This window comes from Bacillus sp. MRMR6 (genome assembly GCF_001940785.1).
In the GTDB taxonomy this organism is placed as follows: domain Bacteria; phylum Bacillota; class Bacilli; order Bacillales; family Cytobacillaceae; genus Neobacillus.
This window is the reverse complement of the sequence record NZ_MSLS01000036.1, coordinates 15,119-35,963: the sequence shown is the minus strand read 5'-3', so window position 1 is coordinate 35,963 and position 20,845 is coordinate 15,119. Positions and strand designations below refer to the sequence as shown.

Genomic DNA, 20,845 nt, shown 5'->3' with positions numbered 1-20,845 from the left:
TTTTTGCCTTTTTAAAAATAGGTTTGTTAAAGGTAAATGTTGATTCTAAACGATACTTACTAAATCAACGAGACTCCCCGGAACGCCCGCAGAAAGGGAGTGGATTTCGCAAATCACTGCTAAATAATTACTGGAATTATTAAGATTTCATGAAATTCGTTATTCTTCTTATACTAATTGTACCGTGTGTGATAAAAAGAAAAGCGGAAGCGCCTTGGTTAGGGGCGACCGGCATAAGCCCGAGCCGGCGAGAAGGTTGCTTTTTAACCTTCTTGAGGGATTGGCTTATGACCCGAGCCCCTAGGCGCTGAAGCTGGACAAAAAAGGGGTGTTTAGATGGGCAGAAGAAGAGGTGTCATGTCTGATCACTTTAAAGAGGAATTAGCAAAAGAACTAGGCTTTTATGATGTCGTCCAAAAAGAAGGCTGGGGCGGCATTCGTGCTAAAGATGCGGGAAACATGGTAAAAAGAGCCATTGAACTTGCAGAGCAACAGCTAATGAGTAGAGGGACAAAATCCTAGGAGCATTCACGTTAACCTGAAGTAAGATAAATACTACTGTCACCACGGTAAAAGTCAGGGGAATATCCCCTGACTTTTTTATTTCTTATGTTTTTGCTGTTTTTTGTCGAAAATGAAGGATAAAATTTATTATTTGTTAGGATTGTCATATTGTTACGTCTTACTTTTATCTTTTTGTGGTAAAATAGGACAAAATGTGGATTTCGGAATACAGAAAAGCGTTAACGTCTTAGAAGGGCGTTACAGCTGGAATTTTAATAAGTAGGTGGGCGTAGTGAAGCTTTTAGTTAAAGCACCGGCCAAAATTAATCTATCTTTGGATGTACTGTACAAGCGTCCTGATGGTTTTCATGAAGTTGAAATGATTATGACAACAATTGATTTGGCTGATCGGATTGAATTATCTTTATTGAATCAAGATAAAATACATATCCTTTCTCATAATCGATATGTTCCTGATGACCAAAGGAACTTAGCTTATCAAGCAGCACAATTGTTAAAGCATCGGTTTAATGTTAAAAAGGGCGTTGAAATAACAATTGAGAAATCTATCCCTGTCGCTGCTGGGTTGGCAGGAGGTAGCAGTGATGCGGCTGCAACCTTGAGAGGTTTAAATAAACTATGGGATCTCGGCTTAACCTTGGATGAATTAGCGGACCTGGGATCTGAGATTGGTTCAGATGTATCATTTTGTGTCTATGGGGGAACAGCGTTGGCCCAAGGGAGAGGCGAAATCATTAGAAGACTGCCTGCACCGCCAACCTGCTGGGTAATCCTTGCAAAACCGTTTATCGGCGTTTCGACAGCAGATGTCTATCGCCGGCTTGACGTAAATGGAATAAAGCATCCAAATACCAGTGAGATGATTAAGGCGATTAAGGAAAATGATTATCAGCGGGTATGTGGGAATGTAGGGAATGTTCTAGAAGAGGTCACCTTAAACCTTCATCCAGAAGTAGCCCAAATAAAAGAACAAATGAGACGTTTTGGTGCAGATGCTGTATTAATGAGCGGCAGCGGACCAACTGTATTTGCCATTGTCCAGCATGATTCGAGGATGCATCGAATCTATAATGGACTTAGGGGATTTTGCGACCAAGTATTTGCAGTAAGATTGTTAGGTGAACGTCATACTCTTGATTAAAAACGTACAATAATGATATTCTAAAAATAGAATATTCGTCTTTGGGGGTTTGTTATGAAGTTTCGTCGGAGTGAACGATTGATTGATATGACGAATTATTTACTAGACCATCCACGTCACCTAGTGCCACTGACATTTTTCGCTGAACGTTACTCTTCAGCAAAGTCCTCTATTAGTGAGGACTTGGGCATTATTAAAGAAACCTTTGAACAAAGGGGAGTCGGGACACTTCAAACTGTACCTGGGGCTGCTGGTGGAGTTAAGTTTTTTGTTAATGTGAGTAATGAAGAAGCAAAACCTTTTGTAAACGAATTATGCAATTTAATCGCTAAACCCGATAGGCTTTTACCTGGTGGGTATTTATACCTGACAGACATATTGGGCAATCCTACAATCGTCCAAAAGGCCGGGAAAATCATTGCTTCAGCATACGCAAATGTGAAAATTGACGTCGTAATGACAGTAGCTACTAAGGGTATTCCGCTTGCATATGCCGTCGCGAGTCAGTTGAATACTCCTGTCGTGATTGTTAGAAGAGACAGCAAGGTAACAGAAGGACCGACTGTTAGTATCAATTATGTGTCGGGCTCAGCAAAGAGAATCCAAACAATGGTGCTTTCAAAAAGGAGTATTCCTCAAGGGTCAAAGGTTTTAATTGTAGATGACTTTATGAAGGCTGGCGGAACGGTTATTGGTATGATTAGTTTGCTTGAAGAGTTTCAAGCTCAGGTTGCTGGCATTGCTGTTCTCGTCGAAGCAGAGGAAATAGAAGAACGCTTGATTGATGAGTATATATCGCTTGTAAAGCTAGAAAATGTTGATGTGAAAGAGAAAACGATAAATGTAAAAGAGGGAAATTACTTTAACAAATGATGGAGGTATGGTTATGAAAGTAGTAGAAACAAAGCAAGCTCCAGCAGCAATTGGACCTTATTCGCAAGGAATTATTGTAAATAATATGTTTTACAGCTCAGGACAGATTCCATTAACACCAGAGGGAGTCATGTTAGAAGGTGATGTTAAAGAGCAGACCCATCAAGTATTTAGCAATTTAAAAGCGGTCCTTGCTGCTGCAGGTGCTTCCTTAGAGACAGTTGTAAAGGCAACAGTATTTATAAAGAATATGGATGAATTTTCACTTGTAAACGAGGTATATGGAGAGTATTTCTCAAACCATAAACCTGCACGTTCATGTGTTGAGGTGGCAAGATTACCTAAAGATGCTTTGGTAGAAATTGAAGTAGTAGCACTCATTAAATAAACAAAATAATCATTTTTATTGTAGCTTAATGTCTAAAATCTACAAATGTTCACTAAATCGCCCTATTTTTCTTAAATATTTTAAAAATTAAGAAGGATTATTTGAAATTCTGTTGAATTTATTAAATAGCTTTTAACATTGAGAAAAGGGTGTGAACAAACATGGAAGTAACTGACGTAAGATTACGCCGCGTTAATACGGATGGAAGAATGAGAGCGATTGCATCAATCACATTAGACAATGAATTTGTCGTTCATGATATCCGCGTCATCGATGGCAACAACGGTTTATTTGTTGCAATGCCAAGTAAACGTACTCCAGATGGAGAGTTTCGTGATATTGCACATCCAATTAACTCAGGAACACGTGGGAAAATCCAAGAGGCTGTTTTAGTTGAATATCATCGCTTGGGTGAGTTAGAAGTTGAATTTGAAGAAGCAGGAGCTTCCTAATACCATCACAGCAACTAGAGCCTACTACATAAGTAGCGCTCTTTTTTATTCTATTTCCTCGTTTTATCTTCCCTAAAAATCCTTCAAATTATTTTTTTAAATAATACAAATTTAATCAACTCACTCTCTCTCCTTGAAATGATAGGCTATTTACGTTAATATTTTTAATGGATAAAAAGGTAAAATTGGAGGCCTGTACATGTCTAATCGTTATGCTGTAATTTTAGCCGCCGGCCAAGGGACTCGTATGAAGTCAAAGCTTTATAAGGTATTGCACCCTGTTTGCGGTAAACCAATGGTTCAGCATGTTGTTGATCAAATAATGAAGCTTGATATACAAGAAATAGTGACAATTATTGGGCATGGAGCCGAAAAGGTAAAAGCGCAATTAGGGAAGCAAAGTAGATACGCACTCCAGGAGCAGCAGCTTGGGACTGCACACGCCGTAATGCAGGCACAAGAAATGCTGGCTGGTAAAGACGGTGTAACCATTGTAGTTTGTGGTGATACACCTCTAATCAAGGCAGAGACGATGCTATCGCTATTCAAACATCATGAGGAGTTAGGTGCAAAAGCAACCATTCTGACGGCGTTGATTAAAGAACCGACAGGATATGGCCGTATTATACGGAATGGCATGGGTCTTGTCGAAAAGATCGTAGAACATAAAGATGCAACAGAAGCAGAGCGAGAAATAAATGAAATCAATACAGGTACATACTGCTTTGATAATGCAGCGTTATTTGAGGCATTGAAAAATGTTTCAAATGAAAATGTACAAGGGGAATATTACTTACCTGATGTAATTGAAATTCTTAAAAACCAGGGCGAAATCGTTACAGCCTTCCAAACAAATGAATTTGAAGAAACTTTAGGCGTAAATGACCGAGTTGCCTTGGCAGAGGCTGAACGGATTATGCGAAATCGTACAAATGAATTTCATATGCGGAATGGAGTCACGATTATTGATCCGGCTAATACATACATCGAAACAGATGTAGTAATTGGTCAGGACACAGTTCTTCTTCCAGGTACATCTATTATTGGAAATACGGTCATTGGAACTGAATGTCAGATTGGACCAAACTCTGAGATTGATACATGTGAGATTGGGGAAGAAACCGTCATTCGTCAATCTGTTGCCCATTACAGTAAGATTGGAAGCCGAGTTAATATTGGCCCATTCGCTCATATTCGACCTGATTCGGCTATTAGCGATGAAGTGAAAATTGGAAACTTTGTAGAAATTAAAAAGGCTGTTTTTGGTCATGGCAGCAAGGCATCTCACTTAAGTTATATTGGTGATGCGGAAGTAGGAAGCAATGTAAATATTGGTTGTGGATCAATCACTGTTAATTATGATGGTAAAAACAAATACTTAACTAAAATAGAAGACGATGTATTTATTGGATGCAATTCTAACCTAGTCGCCCCTGTTACAGTTGGAAAAGGTGCTTATGTGGCTGCGGGTTCCACTATTACGAAGAATGTTCCTGGTCAAGCCTTGTCGATTGCACGTGCGCAGCAGGTGAATAAGGAAAATTACGTTGATAAGCTTAATCTAAAAAAATAAGCGATTGATTCGGGAGGCTAACAATGTCAAATCAATATTTAGATCCTAACTTAAAGGTATTCAGTTTAAATTCAAATTTACCGCTCTCACAAGAAATTGCTAAGGTAATCGGAGTGGAATTAGGAAAGACCTCTGTAACCAGATTTAGTGATGGGGAAATCCAAATTAACATTGAAGAAAGTATCCGTGGCTGTGATGTCTATGTCATCCAGTCGACTAGTTCACCTGTTAATGAAAATATTATGGAAGTCCTAATCATGATCGATGCATTAAAAAGAGCATCTGCAAAAACTATTAATATTGTTATGCCGTATTATGGCTATGCTCGACAGGATCGTAAAGCGAGAGCAAGGGAGCCGATTACGGCAAAACTTGTAGCCAACCTGCTTGAAACAGCTGGTGCTACCCGCATCATTTGCTTGGACTTGCATGCTCCACAAATTCAAGGTTTCTTTGAAATTCCAACTGATCATCTTATGGGTGTACCAATTCTTTCAGATTATTTTAAAACAAAAGAATTTAATGGCGATATTGTTATTGTTTCTCCCGACCATGGCGGTGTAACAAGAGCTAGAAAAATGGCTGAACGTCTGAAAGCGCCCATTGCCATCATTGACAAACGCCGTCCCAGACCGAATGTTGCTGAAGTCATGAATATTGTTGGAAATATTGAAGGGAAAGTTGCGATCTTAATTGATGATATTATTGATACAGCTGGAACCATTACACTTGCTGCTAATGCACTTATTGAAAATGGTGCTTCAGAAGTTTATGCTTGCTGTACACATCCAGTACTGTCCGGTCCTGCAATCGATCGCATTCAAAACTCAAAAATAAAAGAACTCGTTGTCACGAACTCGATTGCTCTTCCTGAAGAGAAAAAGATTGATAAGATTATAAATCTTTCTGTGGCTCCATTAATGGGTGAAGCAATTATCCGTGTCCATGAAGAACAGTCAGTGAGTACCCTGTTTGATTAATACAACCAATTAGTAGAGAAGAGGATCTGATATGAATCAGATCCTGCTATTATTTACAGAATAAAAAATGTTTAGACCTTCCTGTTTTGGGGCATTTTTTATATAGAGATGTTTTTGATTTTCATACAGGAAGGTGACTTGACTTATGAGTACTATATTAGAGGCAAAAGAACGGACTGATTTGCAGTATTCTTCACTAAGAAAAATTAGAAGTGCAGGAAATATCCCTGCAGTTATCTACGGAAAAAAGGTTGCTAGTAAACCAGTTATGGTTAGTTCAGCCGATTTGCTGAAAACGATTCGGTCTGTGGGAAGAAATGGTGTTATTTCTCTTAATATTGATGGTGCTTCCCAAGATGTCATACTATCAGATTACCAAGAGGATTTTATCAAAAAGGAGATTATTCATGCTGATTTCCTAGCCGTAGATAAATCTTCTAAAATCACTGTTTCTGCAAGACTTGCTCTTACTGGTGAAGCAGCAGGTGTGAAAGATGGAGGGGTTCTGCAACAGCCTGTTCATGAGCTATCCATTACAGCAACACCTAGTGAAATCCCTCAGCAAATCGAGATGGATGTTACAAATCTGCAGGTAGGGGAAACCTTAACGATTGCGGATTTACTTTATCAAGGTTCATTTACCATAAACCATGAAGCTGATGAGGTCATTGCATCCATTCTTCCGCCTAAGGTAGAAGAGGAAATTAATGCAGGAGAGGAACAGGAACCAGGGCATCCTGACAATGAAGAGGGAAGAGAAACAGAACCAATTGGTGAATAAGTTTAGACGTAACCTGATTAAGGTTACGTCTTTTATGATTACCTTTTTGACGATAAAGAGACTATAATGGGAGAAGAGCGATGTTACGAGAAATTTTTAAAAGGTGGTTTGAGTCAAAAGATATGGGGAGTATGAAATTAATCGTTGGGTTAGGTAACCCTGGAAAACAATATGAAAATACGAGACACAATATAGGATTTGATGTAATTGAAGAGCTGGCTCGTAAATTCTCTATACCGCTGAACCATTCTAAATTCAAAGGACTATATGGCATTGGCTTTTATAACGGAGAAAAGGTAGTCTTATTAAAACCACTTACATATATGAATTTGTCTGGTGAATCCATTAGAGCCGTAATTGATTTCTACCAAATAGATGTTTGCGACATTGTTGTCATTTATGATGATCTCGATTTGCCTGTTGGTAAAATTAGACTAAGGCAAAAAGGGAGTGCTGGCGGACATAATGGGATTAAATCGACCATACAACATTTGGGCACCCAAGAGTTCAACAGAATCCGAATTGGAGTGGATCGGCCAAAGACTGGAATGAAGGTAACAGACTATGTGCTTGGGCATTTTCATGAGGAAGAAAAGGGACTAACGATGGAAGCGGTAAAGAAGAGTGCTGATGCCTGTGAAGCTTGGCTGGATAAGCCTTTTTTACAGGTAATGAATGAATATAATCAGTAATTTGTTCATGAGGAAAACCTTTGCTTCATACAATAGGAACAGTCCCTAAGTAGAGTGATACAATGCTCCTGTATAAGTTTGTCCCTAATCGTTAATACTAATGATGAATAGTATATTAGGAGGGACAGGCGTGGCCATCCATTATCATTGTCGTCATTGTGGGACCCAAATCGGCTCCATTGAGCAGTCATATATTCAAAGTGAAACACTCGGTCTTCATAAATTAACGAATGAAGAGAGGCAGGAAATGGTCGCTTATGATGAGTCGGGTAATATATTGATATCTGCTATATGCGAAGACTGTCAAGAGGCTCTAGAGCGAAATCCTGACTTTCATCAATACGACTTTTTGATCCATTAATTAGCTTTGGAATGCCATCCAAAGCATTTTTCTATTTACTTTTAAACACTAAGTGGTAATTCATATATAAGTCTAGCTGAAGTACCTGAGGCTGCCACTCTCAGTCAGGGTGCTTCTGCTTTTCCAACGGAGAGGAGGAAAATTCTTGAATGGTTTAAAAACATTGTTTCTTCAGCAGGAGGATATTCATTCGATTATTTCTGGAGTGAAAGAGGGTCTGAAGGAACAGCTTATTGCTGGGATATCAGGTTCATCAAGAACGGTCCTCGCTGCTGCCATGTACGAGCAAATGAAAAGGCCGATTCTGCTAGTTACACATAATCTGCTGCAAGCACAAAAACTATATGATGATATTGTTAATCTACTAAGTGAGAACGATGTTTTTCTTTTTCCAACAAATGAATTAATTGCGGCTGAGATGAGTATCGCCAGCCCGGAGTTAAAAGCACAGAGAATAGAAACGTTAAATCATTTGAGCAAGCATGGTCGCGGTATTGTGATCGTGCCTATTGCTGGTTTAAGAAAAGTTATTCCACCTAAATCACTATGGAAACGCCATCAACTCTCGATCAAACTTGGGGATGATTTAGAAGTCAACGAGCTATTGGCTGACTTTGTAAAGATGGGGTATATCCGGGCTGACATGGTCTCAACGCCAGGTGAGTTTAGTATTAGAGGTGGAATTATAGATGTTTATCCTCTGACAGAGCTTAATCCCATCCGAATTGAACTGTTTGATACTGAGGTGGATTCAATCCGGTTTTTCTCGCTTGAAGACCAAAGATCAAAGGAAAAGGTCATGGAGGTTTCCATAGGGCCGGCGACTGAAATTTTGTTAGAAGAAGCGGACTACAGCCGGTTAGTTACAAAGTTGGAGGCTGGGTTAGCAAAGAGTTTAAGGAAATTAAAAGTTGACAAGGCAAAAATGCAGCTTTCACAAAATATTAGCTATGAATTAGAACAATTAAAAAATCATCAAAAACCAGAGCAAATTTTTAAATATCTATCGTTAGCCTATGAGGGGGCTACTAGTTTACTAGATTATCTACCTGATAACGGGCTGGTATTTATCGATGAAATAAGTCGTGTTCAGGAAATGAATGACTCCCTTGTCAAGGAAGAGGCTGAATGGTATACAGCTTTACTTGGTGAAGGGCAAATTATTCACGATTTAACAATATCTCATGATTTGACGGTATTGCTGCAAAGAAGTGTTTTTCCAGTCATTTATATGAGTTTATTTCTTCGTCATGTAGCCAATACAAGTCCGCAGAACATTGTTAATATCTCTTGTAAACAAATGCAGAATTTTCATGGACAAATGCACTTGCTTAAGGCAGAAATAGACAGATGGAAAAAAGGAAATTATAGTATTTTATTTTTAGGACCTGATGAAGATAGAGTTAAGAAATTAGAACGAGTTTTAGAGGATTATGACGTAGAAGCTTCCGTGCTGCAGGAGGGTCAGCAGTTATTGCCTGGCAGGGTACAGATTATGAAAGGAAACTTGCAGACAGGGTTTGAACTTTCTATTCAAAAAATAGCGGTTATTACCGAAGAGGAGCTCTTTAACAAACGTGTAAAAAAGTCATCTAAAAATAGACAAAAACTATCTAATGCTGAAAGAATTAAGAGCTATTCTGAGCTGAAGATTGGTGATTATGTTGTCCATGTTAATCATGGTATAGGTAAGTATATTGGGATAGAAACTCTTGTAATTAATGGAATTCACAAGGATTATCTCCATATTCGCTATCAAGGGTCTGATAAGCTTTATGTTCCCGTTGAGCAAATTGACCTTGTTCAAAAATATGTTGGCTCAGAAGGTAAGGAGCCAAAAATATATAAACTAGGCGGAACCGATTGGAAAAAGGTTAAGAAAAAGGTCCAATCTTCTGTTCAGGATATCGCCGATGATCTCATTAAGTTATATGCTGAACGAGAAGCCGCTGTTGGTTATGCCTTTTCTCCAGATGGAGATATGCAGCGCGAATTTGAAACTGCTTTTGCTTATCAGGAAACAGAAGACCAGCTGCGCTCCATCCATGAAATTAAGAAAGATATGGAAAGAGCACGTCCAATGGATCGTCTTCTTTGTGGGGATGTAGGCTATGGAAAAACGGAGGTTGCCATTCGTGCAGCTTTCAAGTCAATTGCTGATGGTAAGCAAGTAGCACTTCTCGTACCAACTACCATACTAGCTCAGCAGCATTTTGAAACCATGAGGGAAAGATTTCAAGAATATCCTATTAATATAGGTATATTAAGCAGGTTTCGCTCGAAAAAACAGCAAACCGAAACGATTAAAGGTTTAAAGGCGGGAACAGTAGATGTGGTGATTGGAACACACCGGATCCTCTCAAAGGATATTGTATACCGCGATTTAGGTTTATTAATTATCGATGAAGAGCAGCGGTTTGGTGTTACCCATAAAGAAAAGATCAAGAAATTAAAAACAAATATCGATGTTCTGACATTGACAGCAACACCGATACCAAGGACTCTTCACATGTCGATGCTGGGTGTACGCGATTTATCCGTAATCGAAACACCGCCAGAGAATCGCTTTCCTGTTCAAACGTATGTGATGGAATACAACGGAGCGCTTGTCAGAGAGGCAATTGAAAGGGAACTGGCACGCGCGGGACAAGTCTACTTTTTATATAACAGAGTAGAAGATATTGAACGAAAAGCAGAAGAAATTTCCATGCTTGTTCCTGATGCACGTGTTACTTTTGCACATGGGCAGATGTCGGAGAATGAACTTGAATCTGTTATGCTAAGCTTTTTAGCTGGAGAATTTGATGTCCTAGTCAGCACGACCATTATTGAAACAGGGGTAGATATCCCTAACGTTAATACTTTGATTGTCTTTGATGCTGACAAGATGGGGCTTTCTCAGCTTTATCAGCTTCGTGGGAGAGTTGGAAGGTCTAATCGTGTTGCCTATGCCTATTTTACCCACCGTAAGGACAAGGTTTTGACAGAGGTTGCGGAAAAAAGACTGCAAGCTATCAAAGAATTTACGGAGTTAGGCTCTGGGTTTAAAATAGCTATGAGGGACTTATCGATTCGAGGTGCAGGAAATCTGCTCGGAGCCCAACAGCATGGATTTATTGATTCAGTTGGTTTTGACTTGTATTCGCAAATGTTAAAAGAAGCGATTGAGGAAAGAAGGGGAGATTTAAGGGCAGAAGACAAGAACTCAGTAGAAATTGATCTTGAAATTGATGCTTATATCCCAGATACCTATATTAAAGACGGGCACCAGAAGATTGAAATGTATAAGCGGTTTAGAGGGGCACAGGCGCTTGAGGATATTGCCGAGCTTCAGGAAGAAATGCTCGACCGATTTGGGGAATATCCTGAGGAAGTTGCGTATCTGTTTCAAATTGCTGAAATGAAGGTTTTTGCACTCCTTGCTGGTGTCGAATCGATTAAACAGTCGAAGCAGGAAGTAACGATTTTAACAAACGAACGGGCTAGCACTCATATTGATGGTCAAAAGATCTTTGCACTTAGCAGCCAGTTTGGAAGAATGATTGGTCTAGGGATGGAAGGCCAAAAGTTTAAAATGGTCCTACAAATAAAAGGCACAGAAACAGCATATTGGCTGAATGTAGCCTTTGAAATGATAAAAGGCCTGCAAGCAACTAAAAAAGGCCAAGAAAACCCAGTATAAAAGTCCTGTTTTACCACTACCGGAAAGCGAAGCACCTGGAGCGCAAATCAGCACAAAATATTAATTCAACCTATAAAAATAGTGTTGTCTCATTTTTATCCCGCATTAACGGGCAGTAAGCCCCCACCTCAAGGTTATGAGTGAAAACAAGGGAATCCTAGGTGGGGATAACTGCCCGTAAAAGCCCGATAAGTTCAACTAACCATAAGTGGGAAAAATCCCCACTTATGAAAGTTTCACTTTATACTCTGATGGGATATATTTCACAAATTTGAAAAAAAACGCTGAATGTGAATAGAACTTTCTAGATGAAAGATACTAAGTTCAAAGTTGGTGATGAATAGAAAAGCGGAAGCGCCTCAATCAGGGGCGACAGGCATAAGACGAGCTGGCGAGATGGTTGCTTTTTAGCCTTCATGACGGATTGGCTTATGACCCGAGCCACTAGGCGCTGAAGCTAGACAGCTACCTTTAATACTATGTCATTACCAAGTTAAAATAAATCATCAGATGAAAGTGAGGCAACATTGGATGAAAGCAACTGGAATAGTTCGTCGAATCGATGATTTGGGTCGTGTTGTCATTCCCAAAGAAATACGCAGAACACTGCGTATCCGTGAGGGTGATCCGTTAGAGATCTTTGTAGACAGAGACGGAGAAGTGATTTTAAAGAAGTATTCTCCAATCAGCGAGTTAAGCGATTTTGCCAAAGAGTATGCAGAAGCCCTATTTGACAGCCTCGGTAATCCTATTTTGATTTGTGACCGCGATACGTACATAGCGTTAGCTGGGAGCTCAAAGAAAGATTATTTGAATAAAAATATTAGTGATATGGTTGAAAAGACGATGGAGGACCGTAACACAGTTCTCGTGAATCAACAGGGTGATATTGCATTAGCAGATGGTAATGATGAAGCCATTTCATCCTATACCATTGGACCTATTATCGCAAATGGAGATCCAATTGGTGCTGTTATCATTTATTCAAAAGAAGGAACCCTTGGTGAAGTGGAGAAAAAAGCTGTTGAAACAGCAGCTGGATTCCTTGCACGTCAAATGGAGTCATAAACTTGATTTTTAATACAGCATTTTCCTTAAAAGACAGCTTATGCTGTCTTTTTTCAGTATGCAGAGTTGTTCCTGTGCTATAATACAAATCTAATAAAGTTTACTGTTTTAAAGGAGAAAGTGATGAAGCCCGTAAATCAATCGAAAGCACTTTTTAGGGGGGCTTTTATTTTAGCTCTTGCAGCACTGGTCACAAAAATCTTAAGTGCAGTTTATCGAATCCCATTTCAAAACATTGTCGGGGATGTCGGCTTTTACATATATCAGCAGATCTATCCATTTTACGGCCTTGCCATTGTGCTGGCTACCACTGGATTTCCTGTAGTTATTTCGAAGCTTTATACGGAATTAAAGGAAAGAGGTGACCGTGAGAAGATAAAGTTCCTCTTGCTGGCATCCTATGGAATCCTGCAATTATTTGGTTTTATTTGTTTTTTAATCCTATACTTTGGCTCAGAATATATTGCTTCTTGGATGAATGACTCCCAATTGGCCATTCTCCTTCGAGTAGTCTCGCTTGTCTTTTTGTTATTCCCGATTGTATCTATATTAAGAGGTTTTTTTCAAGGAAATGGAGATATGGTACCAACCGCCATATCACAGGTAGGTGAGCAGCTCACCCGGACCTTCACGATTCTCTTTTTGGCCTATGTACTCTCAAAGGGAGGGTATTCCCTCTATCTGATTGGAGGAGGGGCTATGTTTGGCTCGGTCACTGGTAGTATTGTTTCAGTGTTAATTCTGTTTATGTTCCTTCGAGTTCGTAAACAATGGAAGGTAGTGGCACCGAGAAAGGGGCTTCTACTGGATTACACTAAAGAATTCAAAGCAATCTTTATCGCTTTGACCTTTCAAGGCTTAACGATTTGTATTAGCGGGATGCTAATGATATTTATCCAATTAGCTGATTCATTAAATCTTTATGCACTCCTTGTGAACAGTGGTATAGAAATCCAAACCGCCAAAGGGCTGAAGGGGATTTTTGACCGAGGACAGCCGTTAATTCAGCTTGGAATCGTTGTTGCAACAGCTATGTCCTTATCACTCGTACCATTGATTACTAGTGTAAGAATGAAAAGGGACTTAAGGTTTTTACATGATAAAGTTCAATTGGCACTCAGAATAAGCATTGTTGTTGGAATCGGTGCATCGGCAGGATTATCGACAATCATAGAACCGACGAATATTATGTTATTTGAAAATAATTTAGGTTCTCCTGTCCTAGGAATTCTTAGTTTCGTAATCTTATTTACCAGCATAATTATGACGATTAATGCTATTTTACAGGGAATGGGTGTACTGATTTTTCCAAGTATTGCGGTCGCAATAGCATTTCCAATCAAATATGTTCTTAATGCTATCTTAGTCCCAGGATTTAGTACAATGGGAGCCGCTTATGCAACACTCATTACCTTATTTATTGTATGTGCTCTGTTATATCGTAAATTTAAGAGGGTGCTGACTATTCCGCTAGTACCATTCCCGTTTATAAAAACAATTTTATTAGCGGGGGGCATGATGGTCATCTTTTTAAAGGGGTATTTATACTTGATAGCTCAAATTGAAGTTCCGATAGGTTTTGAGCGCATTACCGCTGCTGCACAGGCACTTAGCGGAGTCGTTTTGGGAGGATGCTTATATTTTTTGATTGTGATTAGAGGCGGTGTTTTTCACGAAAAAGAATTAGCGTTATTTCCGTTTGGCAGCAAACTTAGCCTTTTTTTACCTAAGATGAAAAGGAGTTAATAGAATGGGAAACAAAATTGAAATCCTTGGTTTAGGTGCGGGAGACTTAGAACAACTTCCGTTAGGTGTATATAGAAAGTTGACACAATCCGCTCATGTTTATCTACGGACAAAACAGCATCCGGTTGTTACTGAATTAGATCAAGAAGGCTTTAACTTCACCAGCTTTGATTCAATTTACGAAAAGCATGACCAGTTTGAACAGGTGTATGAAGAAATTGTCCAGACTTTACTAGAGAAATCACAAACGGGAGACGTTCTATATGCTGTACCAGGTCACCCGCTAGTAGCTGAACGAACAGTACAATTACTTCTTGAATATAGCGCGGCCAGTCGGGTTGAAATTATCATTGGCGGCGGACAAAGCTTTATTGACTCTCTTTTCCAAGCGTTGAAGATAGATCCAATTGAAGGCTTCCAGTTGTTAGATGGAACTGCTCTATCATCAAGCGAAATCGAAATCAAGCAGCATATTATCATTGGTCAAGTATATGACCAGTATGTAGCTTCTAATGTAAAGCTTACCTTAATGGAGCGTTTGCCTGATGACTATGAGGTGATTATTGTAACAGCTGCAGGAAGCAGCTCTGAGTCAATTATAAAGGTTCCTCTTTATGAGCTTGACCGAGAAGTGATTCTGAGCAATCTTACCTCGGTATATGTCCCGCCTGTAAAAGAAGAAAAGCTGCTGGTCCGAGAGTTTTCTAAGCTAAAGGAAATTATTGCGGTACTCAGAGGTCCAAATGGCTGTCCTTGGGATAAGGAACAGACACATGAATCATTAAAAAGATATTTAATCGAAGAAACATATGAAGTTATTGAAGCAATCAACAGCGGAGACATAGATAACCTAATAGAGGAACTTGGTGATGTTCTGCTTCAAGTGATGCTCCATGCGCAAATTGGGGAAGACGATGGATATTTTTCTATTGATGATGTAATAGGGGTTCTAACTGAAAAAATGATTCGCAGGCATCCACATGTGTTTGGAGATAGAAAAGCAGAGGATGCAGACACTGTTGTTCGCAATTGGCAGGAAATAAAAGAACAGGAAAAGGGTGTGAAAGAGACTTCGCGCTTGGCTGGTGTACCTAAATCGCTACCTAATTTAATTAGAGCTTATGAAATTCAGAAGAAAGCCGCAAAGGTTGGTTTTGATTGGCAGGAAATTAAACCTGCAATCGAGAAAGTGAAAGAAGAGCTCCAGGAGTTTGAAGATGAATTAACCGAAAACCTAGAGGGTATGCAGCTAGCAAAAGAAGAATTCGGCGATTTATTATTTGCATTTGTTAATGTGGCGAGATTTTTAAAAATCCATCCTGAGGAAGCTTTACTAGCGACAAATGAAAAGTTTATCCGCCGGTTTCAATATATTGAAGCTAGGGTAAGGGAAAGCGGAAAGTCTTTCGAGCAGCATACACTAGAGGAGCTCGATTTATTCTGGGATGAAGCAAAGATAAAAGGACTTTAAATGGAGGGTGATTTACATGCGTTTAGATAAATTTTTAAAGGTGTCCAGGCTAATTAAGAGAAGAACAATGGCAAAGGAAGTATCAGATCAAGGTCGGATTTTAATTAATGGAAAAGAGGCAAAGGCAAGTACCACCGTAAAAGTAGGAGACGAGATTACCATCCGCCTTGGTCAAAGAGTTGTTACAGCAAGAGTTGACCTTATTCAGGATACATCCCGCAAAGAAGCAGCTGCCGAAATGTATACGATTGTTAAAGAGGAAAGAGTCAGTACATCTGAATTTTAATCAACTACGGTAATAGTAAAGTGTGTTCTAAACCATATCGAACTCACATACAAATGTACAAAAGGTTGTACAAATGATTGTGAGGGATGAAGGATGAGCCAATTTTACGAAAATAGCCCAGCGAAAAGCACAATACCCGATCATGATGTGATTATGAGGGGAAGAAAGCTACTCGACATCACAGGTGTTAAACAAGTAGAAAGCTTTGATAATGAAGAATTCTTATTGGAAACATCAATGGGCTTCTTAGCGATTAAGGGACAAAATTTGCAAATGAAGAATTTAGATGTAGAAAAAGGAATTGTTTCTATTAAGGGGAAAATATTTGATTTAGTATACCTAGATGAGCAGCATGGGGAGAAAACTAAAGGCTTCTTTAGTAAGTTGTTCCGATGACACTCTCGACTCAATTTTTAACCATGCTTTCCATGATTGGTATGGGCTCGATGTTTGGTGTCATGCTTGATACCTATCAGCGATTTTTAAATCGGCCAAATCGAAAATCATGGATCGTATTCTTCAATGATTTGCTGTTTTGGACTGTTCAGGCTTTACTCATCTTTTATATATTATTCCTGGTCAATAATGGAGAGCTTCGTTTTTATATTTTCATAGCATTGCTATGTGGATTCGCTGCCTATCAAAGCTTATTTAAAGGCTTCTATCTCGAATTACTTGAAACTTTAATTAATACGGCTATCTCCATCTATAGGTTTTTAAGAAGAACTTTTTTACTCCTTGTCTATAAACCAATCATTGGGTTAATTGGCTTGGTCATTTCTATTATTGTTTTAATTGGCAAGGCGATTTTTACCCTTGTTAAGTTTGTTTATAAAGTTCTGCTGGTTTTATTGAAAGGAATTATCATACCTCTTGAAAAAATTGTGTTAATTCTATGGAAACTTTTGCCGAAAGGTATTAAAAAAAACGTCGAGAAGTTATATAATAAAACGGCAGGAAATTTCTTGGTAATAAAGAATTATATGATACAGTGGCTGGATAAGTGGAAAAAGAAAAAAGAATAAGGAGGTTGGGAAATGAGTTCAGTAAGAGAAAAAAGTGTAGCAAAGCTTCAGACAACCTATGTTCATCAACAAGAATATGCTGAAATTGCATCTGCGAGGAAAAAGAAACTTCTTATTCGAAGAATGTCCTTGTTTTTAGTATTCTCCGTCGTGATTTCCTATTTCGTTATTTCTGGATTTATTTCCCAGACTTCGAATTTAGAGGCAAAGCTTGCTCAGAAAAAACAGCTCACCCAAGAGCTAGCTCAATTGAAGAAAAAACAAGAGATCCTCAAAGAAGATATCGTGAAACTAAATGATGATGATTATATGGCTAAGCTGGCTAGAAAGGAATATTTCTTCTCAGACAAGAATGAAATTATCTTCAGTATTCCTGATTAATTAAGGAAAAAGGACTAATTGCTAGTCTTATTGACACTGATTTTTACCATTCTGTATAATATAAGATAAGTATGATTTTTTATATTCTTAAGGAGGAACATTCTTTTTATGTCAATCGAAGTAGGCAGCAAGTTACAAGGGAAGGTAACAGGGATAACAAATTTTGGAGCATTTGTGGAGCTGCCGGATGGCTCAACAGGACTCGTACACATCAGTGAGGTTGCTGACAATTATGTAAAAGATATTAATGATCATCTTAAAGTTGGCGACCAAGTAGAGGTAAAAGTCCTCAATGTTGAAAAGGATGGGAAAATTGGGCTGTCAATTAAAAAGGCCAAGGATAGACCAGCACCACCACCAAGATCCCATTCTAACTCAAATTCAAACTCACATTCACAACGTCCTCGTCCAGGAAGACCAAATGACCGTAACGCCCCTAAAGTAGAAACATTTGAGTCGAAAATGGCGAAGTTCCTAAAGGATAGTGAGGACCGACTAACTTCATTAAAACGCCAAACAGAATCTAAGCGTGGCGGCCGAGGAGCTAAAAAAGGATAACTTGCTGCTGGACAATTAAAAAGACTTCCATTACTAAAGACAAGTCAAAACGACTTGTCTTTTTTGTTATTCCTCAGCATTGTTGAAAATAAATGATACAAGAATAGATGTTTGCGAAATCTGCGAGACTCCTGCGGGAAGGACGAGACAGGTGAGACCGCGGAAAGGGAGCAGATTTCTCAAAAATCTATACACAACATTGGAAGTCTTAACATAACGGTATAAGCGTTTTTCCACAATATATGTGGTTAGATAATATTATTTGGTTGATTATAGTGAAAACCGTCGAACGAATTATTTAATTCATTCACTATTTTGACAAACTTCTAACTCTATCAAATTTATAATAGAATTCAACGAGAAAATAATAGGGAGTGTGATTTATGGAGAAGATGGAGCGGAGTTTAATAGAACCGGTCGGAGAAACTAGTTTCCAGCCATCTAGGTGGGACTTTGAAAGCGTCTTGAAGAAAATCCAATTAAAAATCGAAACCTTCTTTATTAAAAAAGGATATCTATTATTATTGGTAGGTTTCTTATTAGGCAGAGCTTTAATACTATCAAAGCTAACTCCCTTTAGTCTGCCATTTTTTGCAGCTGTCTATTTAATAAAACGAGATCGGTCACCACTTGCTCTAGTAGGGCTTATTGCTGGAGCGGCAACCATATCCTTGAAAAATGCAGCATTTACCTTTGCTGTCTCTATTCTTTTCTTAATCAGCTATCGAATCAGTGAAAAATGGCTGAAAAATGAAATGAGAGCCGTTCCCTTTTATGTAGCAGGTATTGTAGGTGTTGGCAAACTAACAGAGGCCTTTATTATATCAACACAATTAACACTATACGATGCTATGATGGTCGGAGTTCAGGCAAGCCTAGCTTTTATTTTGACCCTTATTTTTCTGCAGAGTATACCATTGTTAATTTTAAATAAAAGAAGGCAGCTGTTAAAAACAGAGGAAATTGTTTGCTTAATTATTATGCTCGCCTCCATTATGACCGGGACTATTGGGTGGCAAGTCTATGATTTGTCCGTGGAACATATTATGTCTAGATACCTCGTACTAATATTTGCATTTATTGCAGGCGCTACGGTCGGTTCAACAGTGGGGGTTGTAACTGGATTAATCTTTAGCCTTGCAAGTGTTTCTAGCTTTTATCATATGAGTTTACTAGCCTTTTCAGGTGTCTTGGGCGGCTTATTAAAAGAAGGAAAGAAAATAGGGGTCGCAATCGGTCTATTTATCTCAACGCTGTTAATTGGTATGTACGGTTCTGAGGGAGGACCATTAACGAATAGCCTATTAGAATCGGCGGCAGCAATTTTCCTTTTCCTTTTAACACCCCAAGCCTTTACCTCTAAACTAGCTAAATATATTCCCGGTACCTCGGAATACACGACAGAGCAGCAGAAATATATGCGAAAAATGAGAGATGTAACAGCCCAACGTGTAGCCCAATTTTCAAATGTGTTCCATGCACTTTCAAAAAGTTTCTCACAAATGGAGGTTCAGCCTGGGGCAGAGGAAAACGAACGTGAAATGGATTACTTCATGAGCAATGTGACGGAAAAAACCTGCCAAACATGCTTCAAGAAGGATCAATGCTGGGTTAAGAATTTTAATACAACCTATGTATATCTTGAAGAGATTATTCACGAAATGGACCAGAATGATGGAGTGGTACCCCAGAAATTATCACGAGATTGGGAAAAGCACTGCACCCGATCTAAAAGAGTATACGAAGCAATTGGGCAAGAGTTAACTTTCTTCCAAGCTAATCAAAAGCTAAAAAAGCAGGTAAAGGAAAGTAGAAAACTAGTTGCCGATCAATTGCAGGGTGTATCGGAGGTAATGGACAATTTTGCCAAGGAGATACAGCGTGAAAGGGAGAATCACCACAAACAGGAAGAACAAATTATGGAGGCCATTCAAGCCTTTGGTATTCATATTGAACATGTTGAAATCTATAGCTTGGAACAAGGAAATGTAGACATCGAGATGAGTATCCCATTTTGTAATGGTCATGGGGAATGTGAAAAACTCATTGCCCCGATGCTGTCGGACATTCTTGGAGAAACAATCGTGGTTAGTTCAGAAGAATGTGCCACATACCCAAATAGCTTATGCCATGCCATATTTAGATCTTCCAAAGCATTTATGGTTGAAACAGGAGTTGCCCATGCTGCTATGGACGGAGGCTTCGTTTCGGGGGACAGTTACTCGACGATAGAGCTTGGATTTGGGAAATTTGCACTCGCAATCAGCGACGGAATGGGAAATGGAGAAAGAGCACATTACGAAAGTAAAGAAACACTGCAGTTATTAAAAAAGATACTCCAATCAGGAATTGAAGAGAAGGTTGCGATTAAGTCGGTGAACTCCATTTTATCCCTGCGCACCACTGATGAAATTTTTTCAACTTTAGACTTGGTTATGATTGACCTGCAAAATGCTAACGCGAAGTTTCTGAAGATTGGCTCAACACCAAGCTTTATTAAACGGGGAAATAAAGTGATTAAGATACAAGCGAGTAACCTGCCGATCGGTATTCTCGAAGAAGTTGAAGTAGATGTTGTCAGCGAACAGCTAAAAGCAGGAGATTTGCTCATCATGATGAGCGATGGTGTATTTGAGGGGCCTAAGCATGTAGAAAACTACGATGTATGGATGAAACGAAAGATTCAAGAGCTTCAGACAGACAATCCGCAGGAAATAGCGGACTTGATTCTAGAAGAGGTCATTCGAACTCGTGATGGGAGTATAGGAGACGATATGACCATTGCTGTTGCTCAAATAAAGCATAACACCCCTAAATGGGCGAGCATACCAGTGCAAAATCATAAACGCTGGGCATAAACAG

Annotated in this window: 20 protein-coding genes; all 20 read left to right on the top strand. The window is 39.0% G+C overall.

Annotated elements, in window-relative coordinates:
* The first annotated feature begins 336 nt into the window (after positions 1-336).
* The 20 genes from BTR25_RS22925 to spoIIE all read left to right on the top strand — a co-directional run bounded on the left by BTR25_RS22925 (position 337) and on the right by spoIIE (position 20,841).
* The gene (locus tag BTR25_RS22925) at positions 337-522 is read left to right on the top strand and encodes a small, acid-soluble spore protein, alpha/beta type (RefSeq protein ID WP_075690315.1); all 186 of its coding nucleotides are present in this window, start codon (positions 337-339) and stop codon (positions 520-522) included.
* Positions 523-796: 274 nt separating this feature from the next.
* Positions 797-1,666, top strand: coding sequence for a 4-(cytidine 5'-diphospho)-2-C-methyl-D-erythritol kinase (gene ispE / locus BTR25_RS22920; RefSeq protein WP_075690314.1), 870 nt, complete (start codon positions 797-799; stop codon positions 1,664-1,666).
* A gap of 54 nt (positions 1,667-1,720) precedes the next feature.
* Entirely contained in the window at positions 1,721-2,539 is an 819-nt protein-coding gene (purR, locus tag BTR25_RS22915; RefSeq protein ID WP_075690313.1) for a pur operon repressor, read from the top strand.
* Positions 2,540-2,552: 13 nt separating this feature from the next.
* Complete coding sequence (ridA, locus tag BTR25_RS22910) at positions 2,553-2,927, top strand: 2-iminobutanoate/2-iminopropanoate deaminase (protein ID WP_075690312.1); 375 nt, start codon at positions 2,553-2,555, stop codon at positions 2,925-2,927.
* A 161-nt stretch (positions 2,928-3,088) separates the two neighbouring features.
* Entirely contained in the window at positions 3,089-3,379 is a 291-nt protein-coding gene (spoVG, locus tag BTR25_RS22905) for a septation regulator SpoVG (protein ID WP_015591897.1), read from the top strand.
* 199 nt (positions 3,380-3,578) lie between these two features.
* Positions 3,579-4,952 carry a bifunctional UDP-N-acetylglucosamine diphosphorylase/glucosamine-1-phosphate N-acetyltransferase GlmU gene (glmU, locus tag BTR25_RS22900; protein ID WP_075690311.1) on the top strand — a complete coding sequence of 458 codons (1,374 nt, stop codon included), beginning with the start codon at positions 3,579-3,581 and terminating at the stop codon, positions 4,950-4,952.
* 23 nt (positions 4,953-4,975) lie between these two features.
* On the top strand, positions 4,976-5,932 hold the full coding sequence (locus BTR25_RS22895) for a ribose-phosphate diphosphokinase (RefSeq protein WP_075690310.1): 957 nt from the start codon (positions 4,976-4,978) through the stop codon (positions 5,930-5,932).
* 145 nt (positions 5,933-6,077) lie between these two features.
* On the top strand, positions 6,078-6,713 hold the full coding sequence (locus BTR25_RS22890) for a 50S ribosomal protein L25/general stress protein Ctc (RefSeq protein WP_075690309.1): 636 nt from the start codon (positions 6,078-6,080) through the stop codon (positions 6,711-6,713).
* Between the two features lie 131 nt (positions 6,714-6,844).
* On the top strand, positions 6,845-7,405 hold the full coding sequence (gene pth, locus BTR25_RS22885; RefSeq protein ID WP_075690333.1) for an aminoacyl-tRNA hydrolase: 561 nt from the start codon (positions 6,845-6,847) through the stop codon (positions 7,403-7,405).
* 130 nt (positions 7,406-7,535) lie between these two features.
* Positions 7,536-7,766, top strand: a complete 231-nt coding sequence (gene fin / locus BTR25_RS22880) for an anti-sigma-F factor Fin (protein ID WP_075690308.1) — start codon at positions 7,536-7,538, stop codon at positions 7,764-7,766.
* Between the two features lie 145 nt (positions 7,767-7,911).
* A complete protein-coding gene (gene mfd, locus BTR25_RS22875; protein WP_075690307.1) occupies positions 7,912-11,448 on the top strand; it encodes a transcription-repair coupling factor in 3,537 nt (1,178 codons plus the stop codon).
* Positions 11,449-11,979: 531 nt separating this feature from the next.
* Entirely contained in the window at positions 11,980-12,516 is a 537-nt protein-coding gene (gene spoVT, locus BTR25_RS22870; protein ID WP_075690306.1) for a stage V sporulation protein T, read from the top strand.
* Positions 12,517-12,639: 123 nt separating this feature from the next.
* Positions 12,640-14,262, top strand: coding sequence for a putative polysaccharide biosynthesis protein (locus BTR25_RS22865; RefSeq protein WP_075690305.1), 1,623 nt, complete (start codon positions 12,640-12,642; stop codon positions 14,260-14,262).
* Positions 14,263-14,266: 4 nt separating this feature from the next.
* A complete protein-coding gene (yabN, locus tag BTR25_RS22860) occupies positions 14,267-15,733 on the top strand; it encodes a bifunctional methyltransferase/pyrophosphohydrolase YabN (RefSeq protein WP_075690304.1) in 1,467 nt (488 codons plus the stop codon).
* A gap of 16 nt (positions 15,734-15,749) precedes the next feature.
* Positions 15,750-16,019 (top strand): RNA-binding S4 domain-containing protein, encoded by a 270-nt coding sequence (locus tag BTR25_RS22855; RefSeq protein ID WP_075690303.1) that lies wholly within the window; start codon positions 15,750-15,752, stop codon positions 16,017-16,019.
* A gap of 93 nt (positions 16,020-16,112) precedes the next feature.
* A complete protein-coding gene (yabP, locus tag BTR25_RS22850; RefSeq protein ID WP_075690302.1) occupies positions 16,113-16,415 on the top strand; it encodes a sporulation protein YabP in 303 nt (100 codons plus the stop codon).
* The gene (gene yabQ, locus BTR25_RS22845) at positions 16,412-17,044 is read left to right on the top strand and encodes a spore cortex biosynthesis protein YabQ (RefSeq protein WP_075690301.1); all 633 of its coding nucleotides are present in this window, start codon (positions 16,412-16,414) and stop codon (positions 17,042-17,044) included. Before yabP ends, yabQ begins: the two co-directional genes overlap by 4 nt.
* Before the next feature lie 12 nt (positions 17,045-17,056).
* Complete coding sequence (locus tag BTR25_RS22840; RefSeq protein ID WP_075690300.1) at positions 17,057-17,425, top strand: FtsB family cell division protein; 369 nt, start codon at positions 17,057-17,059, stop codon at positions 17,423-17,425.
* 108 nt (positions 17,426-17,533) lie between these two features.
* Complete coding sequence (locus BTR25_RS22835; RefSeq protein ID WP_075690299.1) at positions 17,534-17,983, top strand: S1 domain-containing RNA-binding protein; 450 nt, start codon at positions 17,534-17,536, stop codon at positions 17,981-17,983.
* 383 nt (positions 17,984-18,366) lie between these two features.
* Positions 18,367-20,841 (top strand): stage II sporulation protein E, encoded by a 2,475-nt coding sequence (gene spoIIE, locus BTR25_RS22830; protein WP_075690298.1) that lies wholly within the window; start codon positions 18,367-18,369, stop codon positions 20,839-20,841.
* Positions 20,842-20,845: the final 4 nt, after the last annotated feature.